22 protein-coding genes are annotated in these 22,574 nt (G+C 56.3%); 15 read left to right on the plus strand and 7 right to left on the minus strand.

The window, feature by feature from the left end; translation table 11 throughout:
* Nucleotides 1–70: 70 nt before the first annotated feature.
* The 3 genes from J3362_RS14340 to J3362_RS14350 are packed head-to-tail and all read left to right on the plus strand — an operon-like array spanning nt 71 to nt 3,058.
* Nucleotides 71–874 carry a substrate-binding periplasmic protein gene (locus tag J3362_RS14340; RefSeq protein ID WP_349520526.1) on the plus strand — a complete coding sequence of 268 codons (804 nt, stop codon included), beginning with the start codon at nt 71–73 and terminating at the stop codon, nt 872–874.
* Complete coding sequence (locus J3362_RS14345; protein ID WP_349520527.1) at nt 871–2,253, plus strand: ribonuclease J; 1,383 nt, start codon at nt 871–873, stop codon at nt 2,251–2,253. Before J3362_RS14340 ends, J3362_RS14345 begins: the two co-directional genes overlap by 4 nt.
* A gap of 40 nt (nt 2,254–2,293) precedes the next feature.
* Nucleotides 2,294–3,058 carry a substrate-binding periplasmic protein gene (locus J3362_RS14350; RefSeq protein WP_349520529.1) on the plus strand — a complete coding sequence of 255 codons (765 nt, stop codon included), beginning with the start codon at nt 2,294–2,296 and terminating at the stop codon, nt 3,056–3,058.
* 21 nt (nt 3,059–3,079) lie between these two features.
* Here J3362_RS14350 and J3362_RS14355 read toward each other — a convergent pair whose 3' ends face one another.
* The gene (locus J3362_RS14355) at nt 3,080–4,420 is read right to left on the minus strand and encodes a cyclic di-GMP phosphodiesterase (RefSeq protein ID WP_349520531.1); all 1,341 of its coding nucleotides are present in this window, start codon (nt 4,418–4,420) and stop codon (nt 3,080–3,082) included.
* Nucleotides 4,421–4,644: 224 nt separating this feature from the next.
* Here J3362_RS14355 and J3362_RS14360 point away from each other — a divergent pair, with 224 nt between their 5' ends.
* Both J3362_RS14360 and J3362_RS14365 read left to right on the plus strand, forming a co-directional pair.
* Entirely contained in the window at nt 4,645–6,912 is a 2,268-nt protein-coding gene (locus J3362_RS14360; protein WP_349520533.1) for a putative bifunctional diguanylate cyclase/phosphodiesterase, read from the plus strand.
* 71 nt (nt 6,913–6,983) lie between these two features.
* Complete coding sequence (locus tag J3362_RS14365; RefSeq protein WP_104270490.1) at nt 6,984–7,412, plus strand: hotdog fold thioesterase; 429 nt, start codon at nt 6,984–6,986, stop codon at nt 7,410–7,412.
* A gap of 17 nt (nt 7,413–7,429) precedes the next feature.
* On the opposite strand, the gene J3362_RS14370 is transcribed toward J3362_RS14365, so the two are convergent.
* Entirely contained in the window at nt 7,430–8,383 is a 954-nt protein-coding gene (locus J3362_RS14370) for a sensor domain-containing diguanylate cyclase (RefSeq protein ID WP_349520535.1), read from the minus strand.
* Nucleotides 8,384–8,457: 74 nt separating this feature from the next.
* Nucleotides 8,458–9,795, minus strand: coding sequence for a cyclic di-GMP phosphodiesterase (locus J3362_RS14375; protein ID WP_349520536.1), 1,338 nt, complete (start codon nt 9,793–9,795; stop codon nt 8,458–8,460).
* Nucleotides 9,796–9,958: 163 nt separating this feature from the next.
* Between J3362_RS14375 and J3362_RS14380 the strand changes: the two genes are divergently transcribed.
* On the plus strand, nt 9,959–10,639 hold the full coding sequence (locus J3362_RS14380; RefSeq protein WP_014579168.1) for a hypothetical protein: 681 nt from the start codon (nt 9,959–9,961) through the stop codon (nt 10,637–10,639).
* Here the strand turns inward: J3362_RS14380 and J3362_RS14385 are convergent.
* Nucleotides 10,636–11,358, minus strand: coding sequence for a sulfite exporter TauE/SafE family protein (locus tag J3362_RS14385; protein WP_349520963.1), 723 nt, complete (start codon nt 11,356–11,358; stop codon nt 10,636–10,638). The two genes, J3362_RS14380 and J3362_RS14385, sit on opposite strands and share 4 nt — an antisense overlap.
* 108 nt (nt 11,359–11,466) lie before the next feature.
* On the opposite strand from J3362_RS14385, the gene J3362_RS14390 reads away from it, so the two are divergent.
* On the plus strand, nt 11,467–11,925 hold the full coding sequence (locus tag J3362_RS14390) for a YchJ family protein (protein WP_349520538.1): 459 nt from the start codon (nt 11,467–11,469) through the stop codon (nt 11,923–11,925).
* Nucleotides 11,926–11,932: 7 nt separating this feature from the next.
* On the opposite strand, the gene J3362_RS14395 is transcribed toward J3362_RS14390, so the two are convergent.
* Nucleotides 11,933–12,313, minus strand: a complete 381-nt coding sequence (locus J3362_RS14395) for a rhodanese-like domain-containing protein (protein WP_349520539.1) — start codon at nt 12,311–12,313, stop codon at nt 11,933–11,935.
* A gap of 94 nt (nt 12,314–12,407) precedes the next feature.
* Here J3362_RS14395 and J3362_RS14400 point away from each other — a divergent pair, with 94 nt between their 5' ends.
* Nucleotides 12,408–12,629, plus strand: a complete 222-nt coding sequence (locus tag J3362_RS14400; protein WP_349520541.1) for a DUF3565 domain-containing protein — start codon at nt 12,408–12,410, stop codon at nt 12,627–12,629.
* On the opposite strand, the gene J3362_RS14405 is transcribed toward J3362_RS14400, so the two are convergent.
* Nucleotides 12,626–13,000: a thiol-disulfide oxidoreductase DCC family protein gene (locus J3362_RS14405; RefSeq protein WP_349520543.1), complete on the minus strand. Its 375-nt coding sequence runs from the start codon at nt 12,998–13,000 to the stop codon at nt 12,626–12,628. The genes J3362_RS14400 and J3362_RS14405 overlap by 4 nt on opposite strands.
* A complete protein-coding gene (locus tag J3362_RS14410; protein WP_349520545.1) occupies nt 12,984–14,336 on the minus strand; it encodes a CHAD domain-containing protein in 1,353 nt (450 codons plus the stop codon). The genes J3362_RS14405 and J3362_RS14410 overlap by 17 nt, the downstream gene beginning before the upstream one ends.
* Before the next feature lie 224 nt (nt 14,337–14,560).
* On the opposite strand from J3362_RS14410, the gene J3362_RS14415 reads away from it, so the two are divergent.
* From J3362_RS14415 to J3362_RS14445, 7 genes are all read left to right on the plus strand, one after another.
* Nucleotides 14,561–16,237: a methyl-accepting chemotaxis protein gene (locus J3362_RS14415; RefSeq protein WP_349520547.1), complete on the plus strand. Its 1,677-nt coding sequence runs from the start codon at nt 14,561–14,563 to the stop codon at nt 16,235–16,237.
* 107 nt (nt 16,238–16,344) lie between these two features.
* Nucleotides 16,345–17,415, plus strand: coding sequence for a TRAP transporter substrate-binding protein (locus tag J3362_RS14420; protein WP_349520549.1), 1,071 nt, complete (start codon nt 16,345–16,347; stop codon nt 17,413–17,415).
* Between the two features lie 141 nt (nt 17,416–17,556).
* Nucleotides 17,557–18,678, plus strand: coding sequence for a spermidine/putrescine ABC transporter ATP-binding protein PotA (gene potA, locus J3362_RS14425; RefSeq protein WP_349520551.1), 1,122 nt, complete (start codon nt 17,557–17,559; stop codon nt 18,676–18,678).
* Nucleotides 18,671–19,528, plus strand: coding sequence for a spermidine/putrescine ABC transporter permease PotB (gene potB / locus J3362_RS14430; protein ID WP_349520553.1), 858 nt, complete (start codon nt 18,671–18,673; stop codon nt 19,526–19,528). Before potA ends, potB begins: the two co-directional genes overlap by 8 nt.
* Entirely contained in the window at nt 19,528–20,298 is a 771-nt protein-coding gene (gene potC, locus J3362_RS14435) for a spermidine/putrescine ABC transporter permease PotC (RefSeq protein WP_349520555.1), read from the plus strand. The genes potB and potC overlap by 1 nt, the downstream gene beginning before the upstream one ends.
* Nucleotides 20,295–21,335 (plus strand): extracellular solute-binding protein, encoded by a 1,041-nt coding sequence (locus J3362_RS14440; RefSeq protein ID WP_349520557.1) that lies wholly within the window; start codon nt 20,295–20,297, stop codon nt 21,333–21,335. The genes potC and J3362_RS14440 overlap by 4 nt, the downstream gene beginning before the upstream one ends.
* A 158-nt stretch (nt 21,336–21,493) precedes the next feature.
* The gene (locus J3362_RS14445; RefSeq protein ID WP_502882441.1) at nt 21,494–22,573 is read left to right on the plus strand and encodes an extracellular solute-binding protein; all 1,080 of its coding nucleotides are present in this window, start codon (nt 21,494–21,496) and stop codon (nt 22,571–22,573) included.
* The last annotated feature ends 1 nt before the right edge of the window (nt 22,574 follow it).

Consider the following 22,574-nt stretch of genomic DNA (forward strand, 5'->3'; position numbering starts at 1 on the left):
GTGACTGAATTCAACCGTCAGTACGTAAATCCGACGATCCCGGATCTTGAACCGTCTATACTGGAGACAGATGGCCAGACCTCATAAGAATCTGAAAACCTCACAGGCAAGGATGACTGGAATGCGAGTGTTCGCCACCGCTGTTCTGATGGCGTTAGTGTTTCCTGTTTCGGCCCAGCAGGGCACGGAAACCGTGGAAGCGCTGACCGTAACCGTGGGTGCCAATCATGCGCCCCCCTACCGGATTATCGAGGGTGGGGAGCCAACGGGCCTATATGTGGATATCTTCCAGGAAATCGCTGATCGGTTGGGTTGGAAAGTGCATTATCGGGAGGCGCCTTTCCGGCGGGTCTTGAGGATGGTGCAGCAGGGTGAGGTGGATGTCATGCTGGGGCCCCTGGAGACCGCCGAGCGGACCGAGCTCATGGAGTTCGTGGCGCCGGCATTTCCTCCGGAACGGCGATTGTTTTTTTACCTTAACGCAGAAAATCGGATTGAGCGCTACGCCGATCTGTATGGACGAGCCATTGGTATTCTGGAAGGGGCGTCGTATTTCTCCCGGTTTGATACTGATGACAAACTTCTCAAGGAGCCTGCGCCCCGTTACGAAAACCTGATGCTGATGATGCAGAAAGGCCGGGTAGATGTCGTGATCGCCCCAGAGCTTGTCGGTTTGTACGCGGTTGAAAAGTTGGGGCTGGATGTTGAGGTTTCACCGTTCTTTGTGCCTGGAGAGCGCTCCTACATCGCTGTTGCGAAGAACTCGCCCGTGCTGAAGTATGCCGATGACATTCGGGCGGCGCTGAAACTGATTGAACTGGAAGGCATACACGAGGACCTGGTGTTGAAGTATATGGACCGATTTGCTGAATGATTCCCGAACAGTCTGACCTCTGGTTCCTACCCCTGGGTGGAACCGGTGAAATTGGTATGAACCTCAACCTCTATGGCCACGATGGTGCCTGGTTGATGGTGGATTGTGGTGTTACCTTTCCAAAGCCTGGTCGCATTGCTGCTGATGGCACGGTGCATCATCGCGGCGAGCCGCCGGTTCAAATGGCGGATCCTGCGTTCATTGCTGACCGCCGTGAACGGCTGGCGGGCCTGGTAATTACCCACGCCCACGAAGATCATGTCGGAGCTGTACCCTACCTCTGGCCGCTGCTGCAGTGCCCGATATACACCAGCCGGTTCACGGCCGAAATTCTGCGTCGCAAGCTCGCGGAGTTCGACCTGCTGCACCGGGTGCCGATCATCGAAGTGGAGACCGGCCAGAGCAAACAGGTCGGGCCATTCAGCGTGCAGTGGCTGGCGCTGACTCACTCCATCCCGGACCCTAACGCGCTGATGATTCGCACCGCCGCCGGTAACATCTTCCACAGCGGTGACTGGAAGCTGGATGAGCAGCCGCTGGTAGGCCATGGCTATTCGCCAAAAACCTTCACCGATCTGGCAAACGAGGGCGTGAACGCCATGGTGTGTGACTCCACCAACGCCACAGTCTCGGGTCACTCGGTATCCGAGGCGGCCTTGCATGAAGGATTGCTCAGAGCGACCCGCTCCGCCGAAGGCCGCGTTGTAGTGACCTGTTTTGGCAGTAATATCGCCCGATTACATACTCTGGCCTCAATCGCGAGGGAAACCGGCCGTTATATGGGTTTATTGGGCCGGTCTTTGATAAATATGAGTGGCGCCGCCAGGGCTGCAGGGCTGTGGGATTCGGCTGACCAGTTGATCAATCCGGCACATCTGGGGTATCTCCCGCGGGACGAAGTACTGGCCGTGGCCACGGGCAGTCAGGGCGAGCCGCGAACGGCTCTGCGCAGACTGGCCTCTGGTACCCATCCGGATTTTGAGCTGGAGGCGGGCGACACGGTAATCTTCAGCGCTCGCGCCATCCCCGGCAACGAGGAATCCATCGAGGCGCTGGTGACCAGATTGAAAGAGTTGGGGGTGAGGGTAATCACGGCCGAGGATGCTGATTTGCCAATTCATGCTTCAGGTCATCCCGCGCAGGAAGAACTGGAGTTAATGTATAAATGGGTAAAGCCTGCCATTGCCATTCCGGTTCATGGTGAGGCTGAACACATGGAAACGCATGCTGACATAGCCAAAGCAACTGGTGTACCCCGTGCCATGGTGGGCCGAAACGGCGATCTTTTCATGATCCGGCCGGTGCCGGGAATTCGTCGCCAGGTTGTCGAAACTGGCCGTCTGGGCTGGCACAAAGAGGGTCTTGTGAGAGTTGAATAAGTCATTTTCTTCTGTTGTCGGTAGGTCACTTGTATTCGCAGTGGCCGCCTTGTTTCTGGCCCCGGTTCACGCACTGCCAGACCCTTCCTGCAATACGCTCATCGTGAGCGGGAATCCGGAGTATCCACCCCTGCTCTGGCGCGACCAGGAGCGCCCGGGCTATCTGATTGGCGCGGTGCCTGCTTTGCTCAAGGAAATCACGGAGCCATTGGGTGTGAATGTGGAAGTGAAAGACATAGGCTCTTGGGCCCGGGTCCAGCGCATGGCACGCCAGGGCGATATCGACATGGTGGCGGGCGCGTTCATTACCTCGGAGCGCATCGGCTATATGGATTATTTGCTGCCGCCAATAACGCACCTGCCGACCGCTGTCTGGGTCCCCAAAGGCCGGGAGTTTGTCTACCGCCACTGGCCGGACCTGATGGGTAAGCGGGGCAGCACATTGATCAACAACAGTTTTGGCCAGAATTTCGACCGGTATGCGGAACAAAACCTCCTCATTGAGGGAGTCAGGTCGATTGAACAATCCTTCCAGATGGCGCTCGTTGACCGGGTGGATTATGTCCTCTATGAAGTTTTGCAGGGTGAGGTGAAACTGGAGTACCTGGGTATCGCCGATCAATTTGTTCCCCTGCCGACCCCGGTGAGCCGAGAGGGTCTGTTTTTTACCTTCTCCAAGGCAGCGCCATGCAACTCCTTCGAGCTTCGGGAGCGACTTGCCGAGCGCCTCTATGAGCTCGTGAACTCTGGTCGCGTGGAAGAACTGATCAGGCGCTACAAGGCTATGTACTCCGCCTCCAGTTGAAGTATGTTGATTGGGCAGGTGTCAAACCGATGCGTCGTTTAGTTCCAGAGTGAGCCCGTTATCGATGAATCGCTGCAAGACGATTCCGTAGGTGCCGTCAGGAACCTCTTTAATGATTTCGAACGGTTCTCCGACACTGTTAAGAGGCTCCGTTTGCAAGTCCAGGAGACGGTATTTTGCAGGCCGCTGTTTGTTTTCATCCCGAACCAAAACCACCTTTGGCTTTCGTCGATTCTTCGGGTTTGAGCCAATCACGATGGCTACCTCGCCCGATTTCATTTCAACAATGGCGCCGGGTGGGTAGATCCCGATCAGCAGGACGAACTCCCGGGCAAGCTCGGGATCAAACTGAATGCCTCTGAAACGGTGGATGATTTCCAGCGCCTCCCGGGAGGAGCGCGCGCGGTCATAAGCTCGATTGCTGGTGATTGCATCGTAGGTATCGACGATGGCCACAATTTTTGCGAAATAGGGAATCTGGGAATCAACGAGGCCCCGGGGGTAGCCCCTGCCGTCGAGGCGTTCATGGTGGTTGTAGGCTACGTCGACGGCCGCATGCACGACGCGGGGAAGGGCCATGAGCATGTCACGGCCCCAGTTGGCGTGGTTCTGCATGATTCCGTGTTCTTCGGGGGTCAAAGGTCCCGGTTTTTGCAGCAGATCGACAGGGACTTTGGCTTTGCCTATGTCGTGGAGTAGGCCGGCCAGCCCCAACGACCGAATCTCTTCTTCCAGCAAGCCCAGCTTTTTGCCGAACGCCGCCGACAGTATCGAAACGTTGAGGGAATGCTCTGCGGTATATTTGTCCTTGTTTTTCAACTTTGTAAGCAGTAACAGTGCGTCTTCATTTCTGAGGATGCTATCTACGCAGTTATCTACAACCTCACGAGCCTTGTTGAGATCAAGTGTGCGACCAACGCGTAGACCGGACATGATGCTGTCGGCAAAGGACTTCGCCTCGGCGTAATGTCCAGATGCTTTTCGTATTTCCCTGTCAACACTGACCTTGTTGATGTAAGTAATCCGTTGACGCGACCGGGAATTGCCGGTTTCCGCAATGGGCTCTTGCGGGCGATTCGATATTTCCTGTTCGGATGTCGGTCCATGGAACATGGAAAAACGGGACTTCGCCGATGTCCGTGACTTTCGTTGGGAAATGTCCGGCTCAGTGTTCTTGACTTTGCCTTCAATCACGACGCGTCGGCATTGGGACTGAAGGGCATCGATATCCTTTTGTCGCTGGACCACAAAGCCCTGAATCAGGAAATCAGTGTCTTCCCAGGGGCGGTCCAGCCGGACGACGTGCATTCCGACCCGCAGTTCCGAGACATCAATTTCAAGTTCGACCGTTTCGTATCGCATACCAATCAACCTGGCTGTCTGGAGTTCATCATACGGTCTCGTTATTCCGGGGTCACAGGTTGTCGGCGGTTTTTTGTAGCAGAAATCTAAAATCCTGTAATACGTAATGAAAGGATACGCATCAGTATGAACTTACCGAAGCTTGGCTTCGTAAATGTGTGGAGAAGCTCTTCTCAACTATCATAAATAAACAGTGGAGCTGTCTAGGGAAGGAGGCCGTAGGAATGGTAAGCGCAGTTACCCGGGAGCAAAAGGAATTTGTTTACAGGCTCTCTCTGGGCCTGGCCCGGTCCAAGATCGACCAATTGGATACCAGCGTTCACAGCTTCATCGCCGAGCTTGGCGATAAGCTCTGTTCAGATCGCGCCTACCTGATCACGTTTGAAGAAGCCACCCAAACCATTTCCATCACGCATGAAGCCTGCAGAAACGGCGTGACACCTCAGAGAGATGCAATCCAGAACGTGCCGATGGCCCGCTTTCAATGGCTGATGGGCCAGTTGCAAACTCTCCCGGTGCTTGTCATCCCCGAAGTCGAAGAACTGCCATCTGAAGCTGAAGAGGAGAAACTGGAATTCCAACGGGAGGGTATCCGGAGCCTGGTTCTTGTCGGTTTGAAGCTTGAAGGTCAGGTCCGTGGAATTCTGGGTTTCGATTTTCTTCAACAGTCTCGAGTGCTGGATTCCGAAACCGAAGAATTCGTGCTTCAGGTAGGGGAAGTTTTAGGTGCATCTGTCCACCGACAGATCCTGGCCAGTCGTAATGTGAGGTTCGAGAATAGCCTTTATCGTTATTCCGACCAGTTCCCGGGCGTCATCTTTCAGTTCAGGATGTATCCAGACGGGCATGTAACGTTTCCTTTCATCAGCGAAAAAGTTGAAGATTTATTCGGGCTTGCGGCTGATCTGCTGAGTACGGACGCCCAACCTTTACTCAACCTGATCGAGGCTGACGACAAGGCATCCTTTTTTGAGAAGGTTGATGAGTCTCGCCGGCGCATGACGCCATTCGAAACCGACTTTCGAGCTCACAAATGCGATGGCGCGATCGCCTGGGTGGAAGCCAGATCGGTGCCCGCCCGATTGGCCGACGATAGCATGACCTGGCACGGCTATTTTTTCGATGTCACGGACCGCAAGAAATCAGAATCCGAGATCGAGAAACTCGCCTTTTACGACCCACTGACCGGCCTGCCAAACCGTCGACTGTTGCGGGACCGCCTGGCGCAGGCGTTGACCGGGAGCACCAGGGACCACAATCACGGTGCTCTGGTATTCATCGACCTTGATAACTTCAAAAACATAAACGACTCTGCGGGGCACCTGACCGGCGATGAGTTGCTGATCCAGGTAGGGGACAGGTTGAAACAAACGGTCCGAGAGTGGGATACCGTTGCCCGGCTCGGTGGGGACGAGTTTGTTCTTATTCTGAAGGGGTTTCCCGCTGAGCCGGCCAACGCAGCAGCGAAGGTTGAGAAAGTCTGCGAGAAAGTCCGTGATGCCCTGAACGAGCCCTATGATCTGAAGGGCATCGAGTATACGGGTACTCCGAGCATTGGCATTACGCTGTTCTATGACCACGACACCTCACTCGAAGAGCTTTTGAGTCAGGCCGATATGGCCATGTTCCGAGCCAAGGAAGACGGGCGAAATTGCATCCGCTTCTACGACTCCATGATGCAGAAAAAGGTATCCGAGCGCCTGGCTCTTGAGTCCGACCTCAGGATGGCGATACGGAAGAAGCAGCTGGCAGTCCACTATCAGGTTCTGGTGAATGAGAAAGGTGATCCCATAGGCGCCGAGGCGTTGCTGCGTTGGCACTGCCCGGGTCGCGGCATGGTCTCTCCCGCCGAGTTCATTCCTCTGGCCGAGGAAACCGGACTCATTGAATCGGTCGGCTACTGGGTTCTGGAAGACGTTCTCTCACGGATCGCCAGCTGGAAAGAGCGAGGCGGACCGTTATCGAAGCTTCAGGTTTCGGTCAACGTGAGTGCCAGGCAGTTCCACCTTCCTTCTTTCTGTTCGACTGTGATGGCGCTATTGAGAAAAACCGGTGCATCCCCGAGACATCTTAAGGTGGAAATTACCGAAAGCGCTCTTGCCTACGATCTCGAGTTGGTAGAGGAAACACTTCGGACCCTGAGAAGCATGGGAATACGGATCTCCCTTGATGATTTCGGTACGGGTTATTCTTCCCTCGGCTACTTGAAGCGCTTATCTCTGGATGAACTGAAAATTGACCAAGGATTCGTCCGCGACATCCTGGATGATCCCAATGATGCCGCCATCGCAGAGACCATCCTGGCTCTGGCCTCTGCGCTCAAACTGTCAGCCGTGGCCGAAGGTGTGGAAACCAGAGGGCAGCTGGAGCGCCTTGTTCGCATGGGGTGCACCCGCTTCCAGGGCTACCATTTCAGTCGCCCGCTCCCAGCGCTGGAGTTCGAGAAGTTGATTGAACAAGCAATCGGTGACCGAAAGAGAAGGGCTTGGTAGTTCGCATCCTATCTGTATAAACTGGTGCCTTGTTTCTAATCCATTTCAAACAATATTGAGAGCAGTCCCCTATGGCAATCTGGACCAGCACCCCGAACCTTGAACACCTTGCCAAAGCCAGCGAAAACACCGCGGTCAGCTACATGGGTATCGAGTACCTTGAAATTGGCGACGACTATGTCAAAGGCCGCATGCCTGTTGATGAACGTACCGTTCAGCCTTTTGGCATTCTGCATGGTGGCGCATCGGTGCTGCTGGCGGAAACCCTTGGTAGTATGGCGGCGAATTGCTGCCTGAAAAATCCGGAAACTGTCGCTGTTGGGCTGGATATCAACGCCAATCACATTCGCCCGGTCACCAAGGGCTGGGTGTATGGCACGGCGAGGCCAGTTCACATCGGTAGTGCCACTCAGGTATGGGAAATTCTGCTTGAGAACGAAGAGGGGAAAACCACCTGTATTTCCCGGCTGACCATGGCGGTAACGAAGCGGCCGGGGTGAGTTGCTCCGGGTGCGTTTCAGGACTTGAGGCGCACCCGACCCCTGCCAAGGGCCTTTGACTCATACATCGCGCTGTCCGCCCTTGCCATAAGATTCTCGAGGTTTGGCTCCTCCGGGCGAAGGGATGAAATGCCAAAACTGGCTGTCGGCCGGATACGAACATCATGGTATAGGACCGGTGTTTTATGCATCACGCCCAGTAACCGTTCTGCCAGTTCTGAGGCCTGAGTCGCATGAGCATCACCAAGAAGGATCGCGAACTCTTCGCCGCCAATGCGCGCCGCAATATCCGCCTCACGAACGTTGCTTTCCAGAACCCGCCCTACGTGCCGCAATACCTCATCTCCGGCATCGTGGCCGTGGTTATCATTGATCTGTTTGAAGTGGTCCAGATCAAACATGATGATCGCCAGAGGCGAGCCGTTTCTTCGGGTCTGTTTCAACAGCTGGTTGCCCAGTTCGAAGAAGGCTCTCCTGTTGTGAAGTCCGGTAAGGTCGTCCTCCAGTGCAGCGGCCCGGGCCTTTTCATGGGCCTCCTTTAGCGCCAGCTCCATCTCCTTCCGGTCGGTGATGTCTGTAGCAATTTCGAGGCGGACCAGTCGGCCGTCTATCCAGGGAATTGCCTGATCCCGGCACTGGTACCAACGGTTGTCCAGTCGATTCTGGAATTCCCAGATATGCGGGGGAGATGGATTGCCTTCAGAATCAATCAGCAGGTGATTGGTGCAGAAGTCGCAGGGGCTGGCGTTATCCTGCAGGACTTCCCAGCACTTTTTCCCATCTATAGAGCCCCAGATTCTTCGGCCATAAGCGTTCATGTAAAGGAGCTCATGGGTTTCGAAATCAGAGACGTAAACCAGGGCGTCCAGATTGTCGAGTACGGCCCTGAGACCTTCGGCCGGAGTAATCTCCGAAATGCCAGAATCTTCTGGAGCGGCCGGAATGTTGAGGGAGGGAATGCCGGAGTTCATGTTTTGATGTGCCGGAATCTGTTTGAAAAGCAGTATAGCAGGGCATTCCGGGTTAGAAAGTAACAGACTGTCCTTTATGTGGCGCCAGTGCTAAGGCGTGGAGTGGTTACAATCAGCCCCTGATCGACAAACTCCTGGAGTACTATGTTGTAGGTACCATCCGGGACCTCCCGGGCAATGCGGTAGATTTCGCCTGAGGCATCTTCGGGGCTGACCTTAAGGTCTACCGTCCGATAGGGGGCCATCACGCTTTTGTCAGACTCCCTGACCAGCAGAACGCAAGGCTTGAGTTTATGCTCCGGCCGGCTCTCCACAACGATGCCGACCTCGCCGTTGACCATCTCGACGATGGACCCTGGCGGGTACACCCCGATCATCTGGATGAAGGCATCCGCCAGCTCTTCATCGAACTGGGTGCCGCGGTGCTTGTGAATAATTTCCAGCGCCTGCATTGAGGCCCGCCCCTTATCATATACCCGGTTGCTGGTAATGGCATCGTAGGTGTCCACCAATCCTATGATCTTGGCAAAGTAGGGGATTTGCTGGGCGTAAAGGCCCCGGGGATAGCCTGAACCATCCATCCGCTCGTGGTGGCTGAATGCCACATCCACGGCAGTGTTCAGGGAATTGCTGGTCCCCATCAGTATGGTGCGGCCGTGGGTGGTGTGGTGACGCATAACGTCGAACTCTTTCGGTGTCAGTGCTCCCGGCTTGTTGAGGATCTCATCGGGAATCCGGGTCTTGCCGACATCATGGAGCAGGCCACACAGGGCCAGATTGCGGATTTCTCCTTCAAGCAATCCAAGGTGTTTGCCAAAGGCAGCGGCCAAAATGGACACATTGATGCAGTGCTCGGCGGTGTACTCATCCTGGTGCTTGATCTTGGTGAGCAGCAACAGGGCGTTTTCATTGCGGAGTACGCTCTCCACGCAGTGGTTCACCACTGTCCGGGCATTGTTCAGATCCAGGGTACGGCCAACCCTGAGTCCGGACATGATCGATTTGGCGGTTTTCTGGGCCTCCTCGAAGCGTATGATCGCCGTTTCCATCTCCTGTCCGGCGTCGATTTTGTTGATGTACCTGACACGCTTGCGGGGCGGTACAGGTTTATGGGCATCCTGCTCGGATTCGGTGACCTGTTTTCTGCGGAAAAGCCCCATCAGACCTGAAGACTTGCGGCCGTTGCCATTTCCGTACTTTGGCAACGGTGCGCCATCGATACGACCTTCGATGAACACGAAATCACACTGTGCCCGCAGCGCATCAATGTCCGCCTGGTCACGAATAACAAAGCCCTGAATCAGGAAGTTCGTATCTTCCCAGGGGCGGTCCAGACGAATGACGTGCATCCCGATGGCAAGTTCCGACACGTCGATCTGGCTTTCAATTATTTCCTGATGCGGTGCACTCATACTCTGATCCTGAATCCCTGGAGCACTATTTTGAGGCAAAAAACCTCTGACAGGATGGACCGGATTGCAAAATCTGGTCAAATAATGTTCATTCAACAGGTTGGCGGCCGGTTTCGCCGGGGTTGTGTTTCCGGGCGCGGCGTCGCTCAGAGGGGGTCTTCCAATGACTGACCATCGTTCCTTCCATCTCTGGTGGCTTGCACTGGCTGCGGCGCTTATCCCGCTGTTAACCATCCATATCACGTTTTCCGTTTCAGTGCTGGAAGGGCATGTGGAGCTATGCAATCCATACTGGGACAGCTGCACCAGCATCAGCCGGACTGGTCGTCACGGCACTTCCTACTTCATTTTCAAAGGTACCATGCTGCCGGCGGCCCTGTTGGGCATTCTGTTCTGGTGGCTGAACGGTCGGTGGCTGCGCCAGCTCGGCGTTCATTCCAGCGGTGTGGCCTGGGTCCCCTGGCTGGGCCTGGTGGCCAGCGTCTCGCTCGGCGCTTATACCCTGGCTCTGGGACACGCCGGGGACGGCTTCAACCTGATCCGCCGTATTGGCGTGGTTCTGTATTTCTCGCTCACGTTCATCTGTGAGCTGCTGGTCAGTTCCGGATTGCGCAGCCATCCGTTGTGGAAGAACACTGGCATGAGGCTGCTGAATCTTTGCCAGCTTATTCTGGCGGTAGGCATTCTTTCAGTCATCCTGAATGGCGTGGCGCCCGAGTTCTACAGCCGCAAGGACGATGCATTCGAGTGGATTCTGGCGTTCCTGATCAATGCTCACGCGCTCTGGCTGGCTTTGCTGTGGAAGAAAAACCGATTCCGCGTGCGCCTCTGGGCCGATTCCTAGAGTGAGAGCAGCCCGCGAATCAGCGCCGCCGTTCCGGCGATGGCAGCGATACCGAGAATTACCGGGCGAAGCCCCTCGAAGGGCATACGGTGAACCAGCTTGCCTGACAACCAGAAGCCCAGGAATACTCCAGGGAAAGTAACTGCGAACAGGAAAAGCTCTCGGGTTCCCAGGTAGCCCGAAGCGAGCAGGCCTGACAGGCTCAGCACGCTGGCAGCCAGGAAGAAGGCCGACATGTTCGCCCTGACCAACGGTCCCTTTTCATTCTGGTAAATCAGCGCAATTGGCGGTCCACCCACGGCGGTAATCGTGCCCATATAGGTGGAAGCGGCTCCGGCCAGCACGCTGTTCCGTGCGTTGAGCGCCGGCTTGAGACCGCCAACGCTGAGCGCTACGCCGGCAAGGATAAGAATGCCGAAGGTCAGTTCGAAGCCTTTGGTTGAAATCACCAGCAACGTCAGTGCTGCCAGGACTGCCCCGGCAACGCCGCCACCGATGGCAAAACGCACTTCCCTGATCTGCAATGCGCCGCGATTGCGGATCAGCATAAAGACAGTGAGGAGGGTGGCATTCAGAATCAGGGGGCCGGGCACTAACACCGGGCTTATCAGGAATAGCAACGGCGCGGCCAGTGTGCCAATGCCATAGCCGGCCACGCCTTGCAGACAGGCTCCGGCAAGAATGGCAAGGTTGGCCAGAAGAATCTGTAACAGCGACACATCTGTCAAAGGAAATCACCAAAAGGTCAGGAGATTAGGCCGGAGCAACGCCGGTTTGATATTGATACACTGCCGGACTACGAGCATAGCCGAAACGATCGAAGCCCGATGATTCTACAGACTGAAAATCGAAACTGCGCCTGCGGCAGCGGTAAACTCTACAGCGAATGCTGCGAGCCTCTCCATCAGGGAGAAGCAGCGTCTACTCCGGCAGCGCTGATGCGATCCCGTTACGCGGCCTTCGTTCTCAAGCTGCCGGATTATCTGCGGGCCACCTGGCACGAGAGCTCACGGCCAGAGACGCTCAGACTGGAAGACTCACCAGACTGGACCTCCTTGCAGATCCTGGACACCAACCAGTCCGGCGATCGTGGCACGGTGCTTTTTCGTGCGGTCTACCGCTTGGGCAAGGGCTGGGGATTTCTCGAAGAAAACTCCGATTTTGTCCGGGAGCAAGGCCGCTGGTATTACCTTCGTGGTGACACCAGCGAGGGCCAGTTGAAGCCCGGTCGCAACGAACCCTGCCCCTGCGGGAGTGGCCGAAAGCACAAGGCGTGCTGCCTGTAGGCGCCCGTTACTCGAAGGACGGCATTTCGGGTTTGGCAACTGGCTTGTCTGCTTCCTGCCAGGCATCAAATCCGCCGGCGATGGACTGCACGTGCATGTAGCCCATTTCTTTCAGGGCCTTGGCACTCAGCGCGGCTCGCCCTGATGTCTTGCAGTAACACACGATGTTCATGTTGCGGCTCTCGAACGCCGGATCATTGGTGAACTTGAACTCCAGCAAACCACGGGAAATGTTGACCGCGCCGGGTATATGACCGGCCCGGTACTCATCCGCATCACGCACATCGAGGAGTAAGTCAGCGTTCTTGATGGCCTCTTCTGCCTGATCAAGAGGTACTTCCTGAATCTCTTTCTTGGCGGCTTCTACCAGATCATGGGCAGTTTTCATGGGTAAGCTCCTCATACTGTTGGAATAAGGTTATATCTCAGGATAAGGGTTTGGGGCGCCCGGCGACACCCCGCACATGTACGAAGGAGGTCCAATGAAGCAACCTATTACCGGTTATCACAAGGACGAAGAAAACCACTGGGTCGCCCAGTTGGCGTGTGGGCATAATCAGCATGTGCGTCATACACCGCCCTGGGTGAACCGGCCATGGGTGACGACGGAAGAGGGGCGGGCATCCATGCTCGGGTTTGAACTCAATTGCCGGAAATGTGAGGAGGGCGCGCCGTCCGACTCGAGGCCGCCCCTGGATGATTAAGCCGCCTTGTTGTTGCCGATGGCGCAGGCGTATTTGCGTTCATAGCGTTTGTCTGCCCATTTCCCGTAGATGCGCGAGGCAATCTGGAAAATGCCGGGCCACAGCAGGGGTTTGAACAGAAAACCAAAGGGCGTGTGGGACCAGGCGCGAACATTTGCGGGCAGACCGATGACCCACTCGCCGGTCCAGGTCATCAGGTGCAGGCGTCTGAGTAGAGCTTCATGACATGGCAGATTGGCGCTGCCGTCACGCTGTTCATGGATGTCTGCAAAGATCAGATTGCCACGCTGGAGTTTGCGCAGGGTGCGGATCTCTTTGGCGCACAGTGGGCATTGTCCGTCGTAAAACAGGGTGTCATAACGGAGCTCCATCGAGTCCTCCAAGGGTTAGAATCTGTTTCCGGGCGTTCGATTTGTGGGCTTCCAGCGTTTCCACGATCCCATTGAGCGCGGCTGGCAGTACCTCTGGCGCCGCCTGGCGGAACTGGTCGAGAAGCAAAATCTGAACGTGCAGATCCTGGAACCGGCCATAGAGCTCTTGCCGCTCCTTTAAGGTTTTCAGGTTGCGCTTCCAGGTTTTGGCATCCAGTTCCATCAGGTAACGGATTCGTTTGAGTTGCTTGCGCAGCCGATGGACATCCTCATCCGGTGAAGTATGCATCAGCTCGGCAGTGCGTTTATTAAACTCCTTGATACGACGTTCCACGGCCCTTCGGATGTCTTTCGGCCGGAGTGTTGCGGCCAATTTCTGAAACTTTCGCGAATCGATCAGATTGCGCCAGTGTTCCATGCTGTCCTGGTAGCGCTTGCTTTTCAGTCGCTTTGCCAGCTTTTTATGATGGCTGGCGGCTTCGCGCTCGAACCAGATCTGCAAGGCTGCCCGAATTTCCGCGCCATCTGCGCAAAGTTCCGGCAGGTCCTGAAGAAACACGTGAAGGTCCCGCAGTGGGCCCGTTGCCCTTGCATGGCGTTTCAGGGTTTTAACCCCTTTTGCCAGCGATTTGTCACCGGTCACGTCCTGAACCGATTCGGCGATGGCCCGGCTGCGTCGAATCGCAATCCGGTATTGGTGCAGGAATTCGTCATCCAGGCCAAGGGCGACGCCCCGTTCCAGTTGCCTTAGCCGATCAAGTTGATGGCGAAGGGCCTTGGGAATGTCCCTTGCAGGATCGTCCCCCGCGGTTCTGGCTTTCTTTTTAAGCTTTCGTTCGAAGTGGGCGTAGCTGTAATCCTGTGGCGTTATCAGAGTCACCAGTTTGCCCTGGCCGCGACCAATCTGACGCCAGTGTTTGATCGAAAGCCGGATGTGAATAACGCTGGCGGTGGGTAGCTGTTCCGGGGGCTGCTTCAGGAGGGACTGGGCCAGTTCCAGTAACGCCGGGTTGTGGCCGACCAGGGTAATCTGTGGAGCGTCTGCCTGCTCTTCAAGCCATGCGAGTAGTCGCCGATAGTCGAAGGTATATAGCTCACTCAGGGTATGGCAGCGCTCGGCTGCGACTGTGTCGGGCAGTATGCCTTGCAATGTTGCAACGGCCCGCTTGGCGTTGCTGCTGTAAACCTCGCCTTCGAACGCGCCGACAGATTTCAGGGCATTTCCCAATGGGGCCAGTTGGCTGACGCCCCTTGCATTGAGGGGGCGTTCCCGGTCAGAAAGTGATTCATCGGCCCAGCTGGACTTGGCGTGGCGTACCAGAAACAGGTGCTTCATTGGCATACCTTCGTAGTGATCCTTTAGTCTAGCGCTTGCTTAAGACATTTACGTTACTGCCGTTACTCTACTTATCTGAAAACACTGGCGGAAGCCCCGCCTGGCCAGAGAAACTCAGGCGCAGCAGGGCGGCTGCTGAAATCTCTCTTAACAAACTGGAACAGATCACCTGGTGTGGTCTGTGGATAATCTCCAGCAACAAAATTCCCACGGAGCGCGGTACGATGAATGTTCTGAGTCGGTTGAAAATTCGAACTCGCTTACTGGTGGCCGTAATGGTCCCGGTACTTGTTACGGCGGCGACTCTCGCCTGGATTACCGCCAGCCAGATTCAGGCCAATGGCGAGGAGGAACTCAAACGCCTTGAGAACAGCCTTCTGGAAGCGCGCAAGGCTGGCTTGCAGAATCTGGTTGATGCGGCCGAAGCGGTCGTACTGGAAGCCAAGAATGATCCGTCGTTGAGTGAGGAAGAAGCGAAGGAAGCCGCGGCAGCGCGCTTGCGTACGATTCGTTTCGATGAAACCAACTATGTGTTTGCCTACACCCGTGACGTCTACAACCTGGCCTATGCGCCCGATCCTTCCAAGGAGGGGCCAACCAATAACCCGACTCTGAAGCGTCTGGTGGGGGATCTTTTTGCCGCGGCCGAGGAGGATGGCTTTTACGGCTACGACTGGATGAACCCGGCTTCGGGTAATGAAGAACCCAAGATGTCCTATTCCACCCTCATTCCGGACTGGGACTGGATGATAGGTGCCGGTGTGTACATTACCGATATCGACCGGCAGGTGGCAGCTGCCCGTGAGGAAATCGAGGCCGGTATGGCTGAAACCCTGGGCTTTATCCTGTTGGTCACGGTGGTGGTGGTTGTGATTGCGCTGGTGATTGGTGTTTTCGTCGGCCGTAGCGTGACCCGGCCGTTGAAGAGCGTCAGCAACATGATGCAGGAAATTGCGGACGGCGAAGGTGACCTGCGCCAGCGTCTGCCGGACGAGGGCAATGACGAGCTGGCCGAGCTCGGTCGGCGCTTTAACGCCTTCGTAGTCAAGATCCAGGACACCATGCGTGAGGTTGGTGCGACCACGGATCAGGTCGCATCCGCGGCGGAAGAACTGAGCCGGGTAGCCAATGAAACCCGGGCTTCCGTTCAGGAACAGGGCTCCGAGACCGATCAGATTGCCTCGGCCATCAATGAAATGGCGGCCACTATCCAACAAATCTCCGGTAACGCTAATGAAGTTGAGAGCGCAGCGTCAGACGCTGACCGTATGGCCCGCGAGGGTGGCGCAACGATTAGCAGCGCCCAGGGCGCGGTGAATCAGCTTTCTGAAGAAATCCAGGATACCGCGAAGAGTATTGATGCTCTTGCCGAGAAATCCGACGATATCCAGCAGGTTCTGGATGTCATCCACGCCGTGACTGAACAGACCAACCTGCTGGCCCTGAATGCGGCTATCGAGGCTGCCCGGGCCGGTGAGCATGGCCGTGGTTTCTCGGTGGTTGCCGACGAAGTGCGCCAACTGGCCAAGCGTAGCGCCGAGTCCGCCGACCAGATCCGCGAAATGATTGATGGCTTCGTCACGGAGTCTAAGGCGTCGGTTGAGCGGATGAACAAGTCGCGTAAACGTTCAAGCGAAACCGTGGAAAGGATCAACCACGCCACGGATGCCCTGAAAACCATTGAGACGTCGGTGGGTCAGATTCACGATCAGGTCACCCAGATCGCGACCGCCGCCGAGCAACAGAGCCAGGTTGCCGAGGAGATCAACCAGAACGTGGTCCGCATTGTCGATGCTGCCCAGCGCAGTGATACCGGCGTAACCCAGACCAACGAAGCCAGCCATGAACTGGCGCGGCTGGGCGAGAGCCTTCGGGATCTGGTCGGTCAGTTCAAGGTCTGATACCGATTCACGGTGTTCTGCCGATTGGCGGAACACCATGAGCAAGCTATGATGGTTGCGCGACAGAAATACCTGTTTTCATACCAACAATAATGGAAGCCAACACAATGACAATCCGGAAAACACTGCTTGCGGCCGTTGCCGCTGCAGCCACCGCGTTCAGCGTGTCCTCGGTGGCCGAGGAAAACTTCACCTTGCGCCTTGCGCAGACCTGGGGGCCAAATTCTCCGGTACTGGGAGAGACTGTTCAGCATATGGCGGACATGGCAGAAACCATGTCGGATGGCCGCCTGCAGATTCGCATTGATCCGTCCAACAAGCACAAGGCGCCTTTCGGGATTTTCGACCTGGTGCGCAATGGTCAGTACGACATGGGCCACACCGCGTCCTATTACTACAAGGGCTCTATCCCGAACGCCATGTACTTCACCACCATTCCGTTCGGGCTGATCGCGCCCGAGATGTACGCCTGGTTCTACCACGGCGAGGGCATGGAACTGATGCAAAAGGTGTATGAGCCCTACGGCATGCTCTCCTTCCCGGGTGGTAATACCGGTAATCAGATGGGTGGCTGGTTCCGCAAGGAGATTAACTCCCTTGAAGACCTCAAAGGCCTGAAGATGCGCACCCCCGGTTTTGCCGGCGAGGTTATGTCTGAACTGGGCGTTGCCGTGACCAACCTGCCGCCAGGTGAGCTCTACACTGCCCTGGAGCGTGGCACCGTGGACGCCGTTGAGTGGGTCGGCCCTGCCCTCGATTTCCAGATGGGCTTTCATCAGATCGCCAAGTACTACTATTCGGGTTGGCAGGAGCCGGGCGCGGAAGTCCAGTTCCTGATCAACAAGAAAACCTGGGAAAGCCTGCCCAAAGATCTCCAGGAAATTCTTCGGGTCGCCATGCGCACCGCTGCCTATGACATGTACATCCAGAGCACTCATCAGAGTGGTGTGGCCTGGGACCGCATGAAGGAAGACTATCCGGATGTCACCCACAAGGTATTCCCGCCGGAAGTCATTGATGCCCTGCGCAGCACCACCAACCGGTTGCTGGCCGAAGCCGCAGAGAAGGATCCGCTTGCGAAAGAAATTATCGATTCACAGCGTGACTACCTCAAGCAGGTTCGTCAGTGGACCAACATTTCCGACAAGGCCTATCTGAACAGTGTGGCTGAGGATTGAAGCCTGACAATACCTGCTAGCCCGTCAAAGGCTTGAACGCGTTGTCAGTCAAAGGGGCGCCGGGGCTGTAATATCCCGGCGCCCCTTTTTGTTTGCGTCGGTTTCTGGAAAAATAGGCCGCTCATTCTTTGGGCAGCGCCGATGAAACAGACACTGCTATCCCTGAGCAATCTCTCCAAGCAATTCAGTGGCAAAACGGTGCTCGACAGTCTGGATCTCGAGATCTACGATGGCGAGTTCATTACCCTGCTGGGGCCTTCCGGTTGCGGTAAAACCACACTGCTGCGTCTGATGGCCGGCTTCGAACATCCGGACGAGGGCACCATCACCCTGGCGGGAGACGATCTCACCTACACCGCCCCGGAAAACCGTCCGCTGAATACCGTTTTCCAGCATTACGCTCTGTTCCCCCACATGTCGGTGTTCGACAACGTGGCCTATGGCCTGAAAATGGAAAAGCGTCCGAAGGACGAGATCCGCCAGCGAGTTGATGAGGCTCTGGCCATGGTCCAGTTGCAGGATTTCGCCCGTCGTAAGCCCCATCAGCTGTCTGGCGGCCAGCAGCAGCGGGTTGCCATCGCCCGGGCGGTGGTCAAACGCCCACGCCTGCTACTGCTGGATGAACCGCTCTCGGCCCTCGATTACAAACTGCGCCGCACCATGCAGGTTGAGCTTAAACGCCTGCAGCGGGAACTCGGGATCACCTTTGTGTTTGTGACCCACGATCAGGAAGAGGCGCTGTCGATGTCCGATCGGGTGGTAGTGCTCAAGGACGGCCTGGTGCAACAGCTGGGAACACCTCGGGAAGTCTACGAGCGACCAGCCAATCTCTTCACGGCCCGGTTTGTGGGCGAGACCAACTTTTTCCCGGGCACCGTTGAGTCGGTTCAGGACGGTTCCATTAAGGTGGATGTCTTCGGCCTCAAACGAACACTGCGTCGTCCGGATTTTCCGGTGCAGGACAATCAGCAATTGCACGTTCTGCTGCGCCCGGAAGATATCCGGGTTCTCGACCCTGGCGACGAGAACGGTGTCGCGGGCAAGATCGTCGAGCGCAACTACAAGGGCAGCACTCTGGATTCGGTTATCCATCTCGCTGACGGAACCGAGGTTCTGGCCAGTGAATTCTTTGATGAGGATGACCCGGCCTTTGATTACCGACTCGGAGAGCCCGTAAAGGTCAGCTGGGTTGATGGCTGGGAGTGGCTTCTTCCTCAGGAAGTTGACCAGAGTAACGACGAGGAACTACCGGCCGATGCATAGCGTTATGCAGCAGCCGTTCAAAACCGCTGTCCTGATTCTGGTGTGGGGCTGGCTCCTGTTCCTGGTGCTGGCGCCGAATCTTTTGGTGGTGGGCGCCAGTGTCATGACCCGGGACCCTGTCTCGTTCCTGTCACTGCCCCTAAACCTGGATGCCTATCGCCAGCTGTTTGATCCCCTGTATCTGGACGTGTTCCTGCATTCCCTTTTCATGGCGGCGATGACCACGCTGGTGTGTTTGTTGATTGGCTATCCGTTTGCCTGGGCTCTGTCCAAAGTGGGCAAGCAACGTCAGCTGGTCCTGATCTTCCTTCTGATCGTGCCCTTCTGGACCAACTCCCTGGTGCGCACCTACGCCTTGAAGCTGATCCTGGCCACAAACGGTCTGCTGAACAGCGCCCTGATGTCGATCGGGCTGATCGATGAGCCCCTGCAACTGCTCTACACCGAGGGCGCGGTGATCATTGGCTTGGTGTATCTGCTGCTGCCGTTCATGATCCTGCCGCTGTATTCGGTGTTTGAGGATCTGAAGCAGGAGCTGCTGCTTGCTTCCCATGATCTGGGCGCGGGCCGGCTGTACACCTTTATCCATGTGATTGTCCCGCTCACCTTGCCAGGGGTTCTGGCCGGCGTGATGCTGGTCTTGCTGCCGGCCATGGGGCTGTTCTTTGTTCCGGATATCCTGGGTGGCTCGAGAAATCTGCTGGTAGGCAACGTGATCAAGAACCAGTTCCTCGATGCGCGCAACTGGCCTTTCGGGGCCGCCGCCAGCATCGTGCTGACGTTGACCATGGCGTTCCTCATGTTTGCCCACCGGTTGAGTAAACGGCGCATTGGTGAGGAGGGCACGTGATGACACGTTGGTTACCCCGCACTTATCTCACCCTGGTCTACATTCTGCTCTATGTGCCCATCGTGGTGCTGGTGGTGTTCTCGTTCAACGATTCTCGCACCGGCTATGCCTGGGGTGGTCTCAGTCTGCGCTGGTATGAGTCGCTGTTTAACAACCGTGCCATGGTCAGCGCCATGTGGAATTCCCTCTGGCTAGCGCTGTCTGCGGCAACCGTTTCCACAGTGATAGGCGCCCTGACGGCCCTGGCACTGCACCGATACCGGTTCCGGGGCAAGAAACTGCTCAACGGCATGCTGTTTGTGGTGATGATGTCGCCGGAGATTGTCCTCGCGATCTCCCTGCTTGCCCTGTTCCTGTTGGTAGGACTGCAGCTTGGTTATGTCTCGCTGCTATTGGCCCACGTGACCTTCTGTCTGCCGTTCGTGGTTATCACGGTGATGGCCCGGTTGAGCGGTTTCGATGAGAGCCTGCCCGAAGCTGCACGGGACCTTGGTGCTTCTGATTTCACAATGACCCGTACGGTACTTATCCCGGTGACCATGCCGGCTTTACTGGCAGGTTGGCTGCTAGGGTTTACACTGTCCCTCGATGATGTGGTGGTCAGTACGTTTGTCAGTGGCCCGAGCTATGAAATTCTGCCCCTGCGCATTTACTCCATGGTGCGTGTGGGCCTGAAACCCGAGGTGAATGCCCTGGGCACACTGTTGCTGGTGTTTTCACTGGTTATGCTGATGTTGTCTCAATGGATTCTGATAAGGAGCAAACGATGAAGAAACTGGCACTTGCCGGCTTGCTGGCAGTGGGACTAACGGGGTGCAGTTCTGAGGATCCTCAGGTGCTCAACCTTTATAACTGGTCCGAGTACATGCCGCAGGAAGTCCTCGACCGTTTCACCGAGGAAACCGGCATCCAGGTGGTTTACACCACCTACGACAGTAACGAGGCCATGTATGCCCGCTTGAAACTGCTGGATGAGAGTGCGGCCTATGACCTTGCGGTGCCGTCTACCTACTACGTCAGCAAGATGCGCCAGGAAGACCTGCTGCTGCCGATTGATCGCAGCAAGATCGAGGGTTTTGACAACCTGGATCCGGAGCTGGTGAACCTGGATATCGACCCGGACAACAAATTCTCTGTACCCTACCTCTGGGGCACCACGGGTCTGGCCGTGGATACCGCAGACATCGAAGGTGAGCCTGTTACTGCCTGGGAAGACCTGTGGGAAGATCGCTTCGATGGCCGGGTTATGCTAACCAACGACATGCGGGAAGTGTTCCACGTTGGCCTGCGGGTGCTGGGCTATTCCGGCAACAGCACCAACCCGGACGAGATCGAGGCAGCCTATGAAAAGCTCGCCGAGCTGATGCCTTCGGTTCGCACCTTCAACTCCGATGCGCCCCGTATGCCCTACCTGGAAGGTGAAACCGATGTGGGCATGATCTGGAACGGCGAGGCCGTGATGGGCAAGGACACCATGGAGTCGCTGGAATACGTCTATCCGGAAGAAGGCATCATTGCCTGGCTGGACAGTTTCGTGATTCCGAAGAACGCCAAGAATCCTGAGGCGGCCCACCAGTTCATCAGTTTCGTGTTGCAGCCTGAAATCTCCGCTCTGATCAGCGAGGAGATCGGATATGCCACGCCGAACCTGGCGGCGCGGGACCTGCTGCCGGACGAAGTCGCGAATAACCGGGCAAGCTATCCGAACGCCACCGACATGATCAATGCCGAGTTCCAGACCGACATCGGCGACGACGCCCTTCAGATCTACGCCAAGTACTGGGAAATGTTGAAGTCCGGGCGTTAAACGCGCCGGAACTCAATATCACCTTAAAAAAACGGAGGCTGCGTCCTCCGTTTTTTTGCTCCACGTTTCACAAAACTGCAATACATGGTCTATAACTTCCTGATAACAAATGGTTAGCAAACTTCTGAACTTACCATCGGTAGGGACACGTTATGATCATGCCTTCTCGTTCAACACGGAACCGTGCTTTTTTGCTGTCTGCAGCCCTGGCCTCTGCCAGCTTCTCTGCCAACACCCTGGCTGAAGAGTTGCGCCTGATTACCTGGGGTGGCTATGCTCCCGACGATGTGGTCTCCCAGTTTGAGGAGGAGACCGGCATCGATGTGAAGGTAACCCTGTCCAACAACGAGGACATGATTTCCAAGCTCCGCGCTACCGGTGGCGCGGGGTTTGATCTTGCCCAGCCGAGCCAGGACCGTATTGTTGGCGTGCAGCGCCAGTTCAATATCTACAAGCCCATCGATTTCAGTCGCGTGAATACTGATCAGTTGCATCCGTCCATGGTCAAGGCCACCCAGGACTCCACCGAGCTGGATGGCAACTATTACGGCGTGCCTTCAGTGTGGGGCACCAGTGGTCTCATCGTGCACAGCTCGGTGGCGGATATCGTGACCGATTACACCGACCTGTGTGATTCCGGTGTCGAGGGCCAGGTTAGCTACCGGCTCAAGCGGCCGACCCTGATCGGTTTTGCCTTTGCGATGGGGATGGACCCGTTTGCGGCCTACGACAACCGGGATGAGTACGAGTCGATCATGGCGAAGGTCCAGGGCAAGCTGATTGACTGCAAGAGCAATGTAAAAACCTACTGGACCGGTGGCGATCAGTTGTTGGCCCTGCTGCGTACCGGTGAAGTAAAGGCGGCCATGGCCTGGGATGCCGGCGGCTGGAAGCTCAACGCCGAGAACCCGGAGATCCGGTTTGTGGCTCCTGAATCCGGCGCCCTGGGCTGGATTGATACCTTCGCGATCCCTCGCCGCAGCGAAAACGAAGAATCCGCCTACAAGTGGATCAACTTCGTGATGCAGCCGGAAATTGCGGCCCGTATTACCAATGCTTCGGGCAACTTTACCGCTTCAAAAGGTGCGGATGAGTTTGTGAAGGCAGACCTTCGGGACGCCTATCGCGAAAGCTTCGACGAAACCGCCATCAACAATATCAAGTGGTATCCGCCGGTTCCCCCGGGGCTGGAAACCATGGAAGGTCAGGTGCTGGATCGCGTCCAGGCCGCGAACTGAT

This window comes from Marinobacter sp. NFXS11, assembly GCF_040148675.1.
In the GTDB taxonomy this organism is placed as follows: domain Bacteria; phylum Pseudomonadota; class Gammaproteobacteria; order Pseudomonadales; family Oleiphilaceae; genus Marinobacter.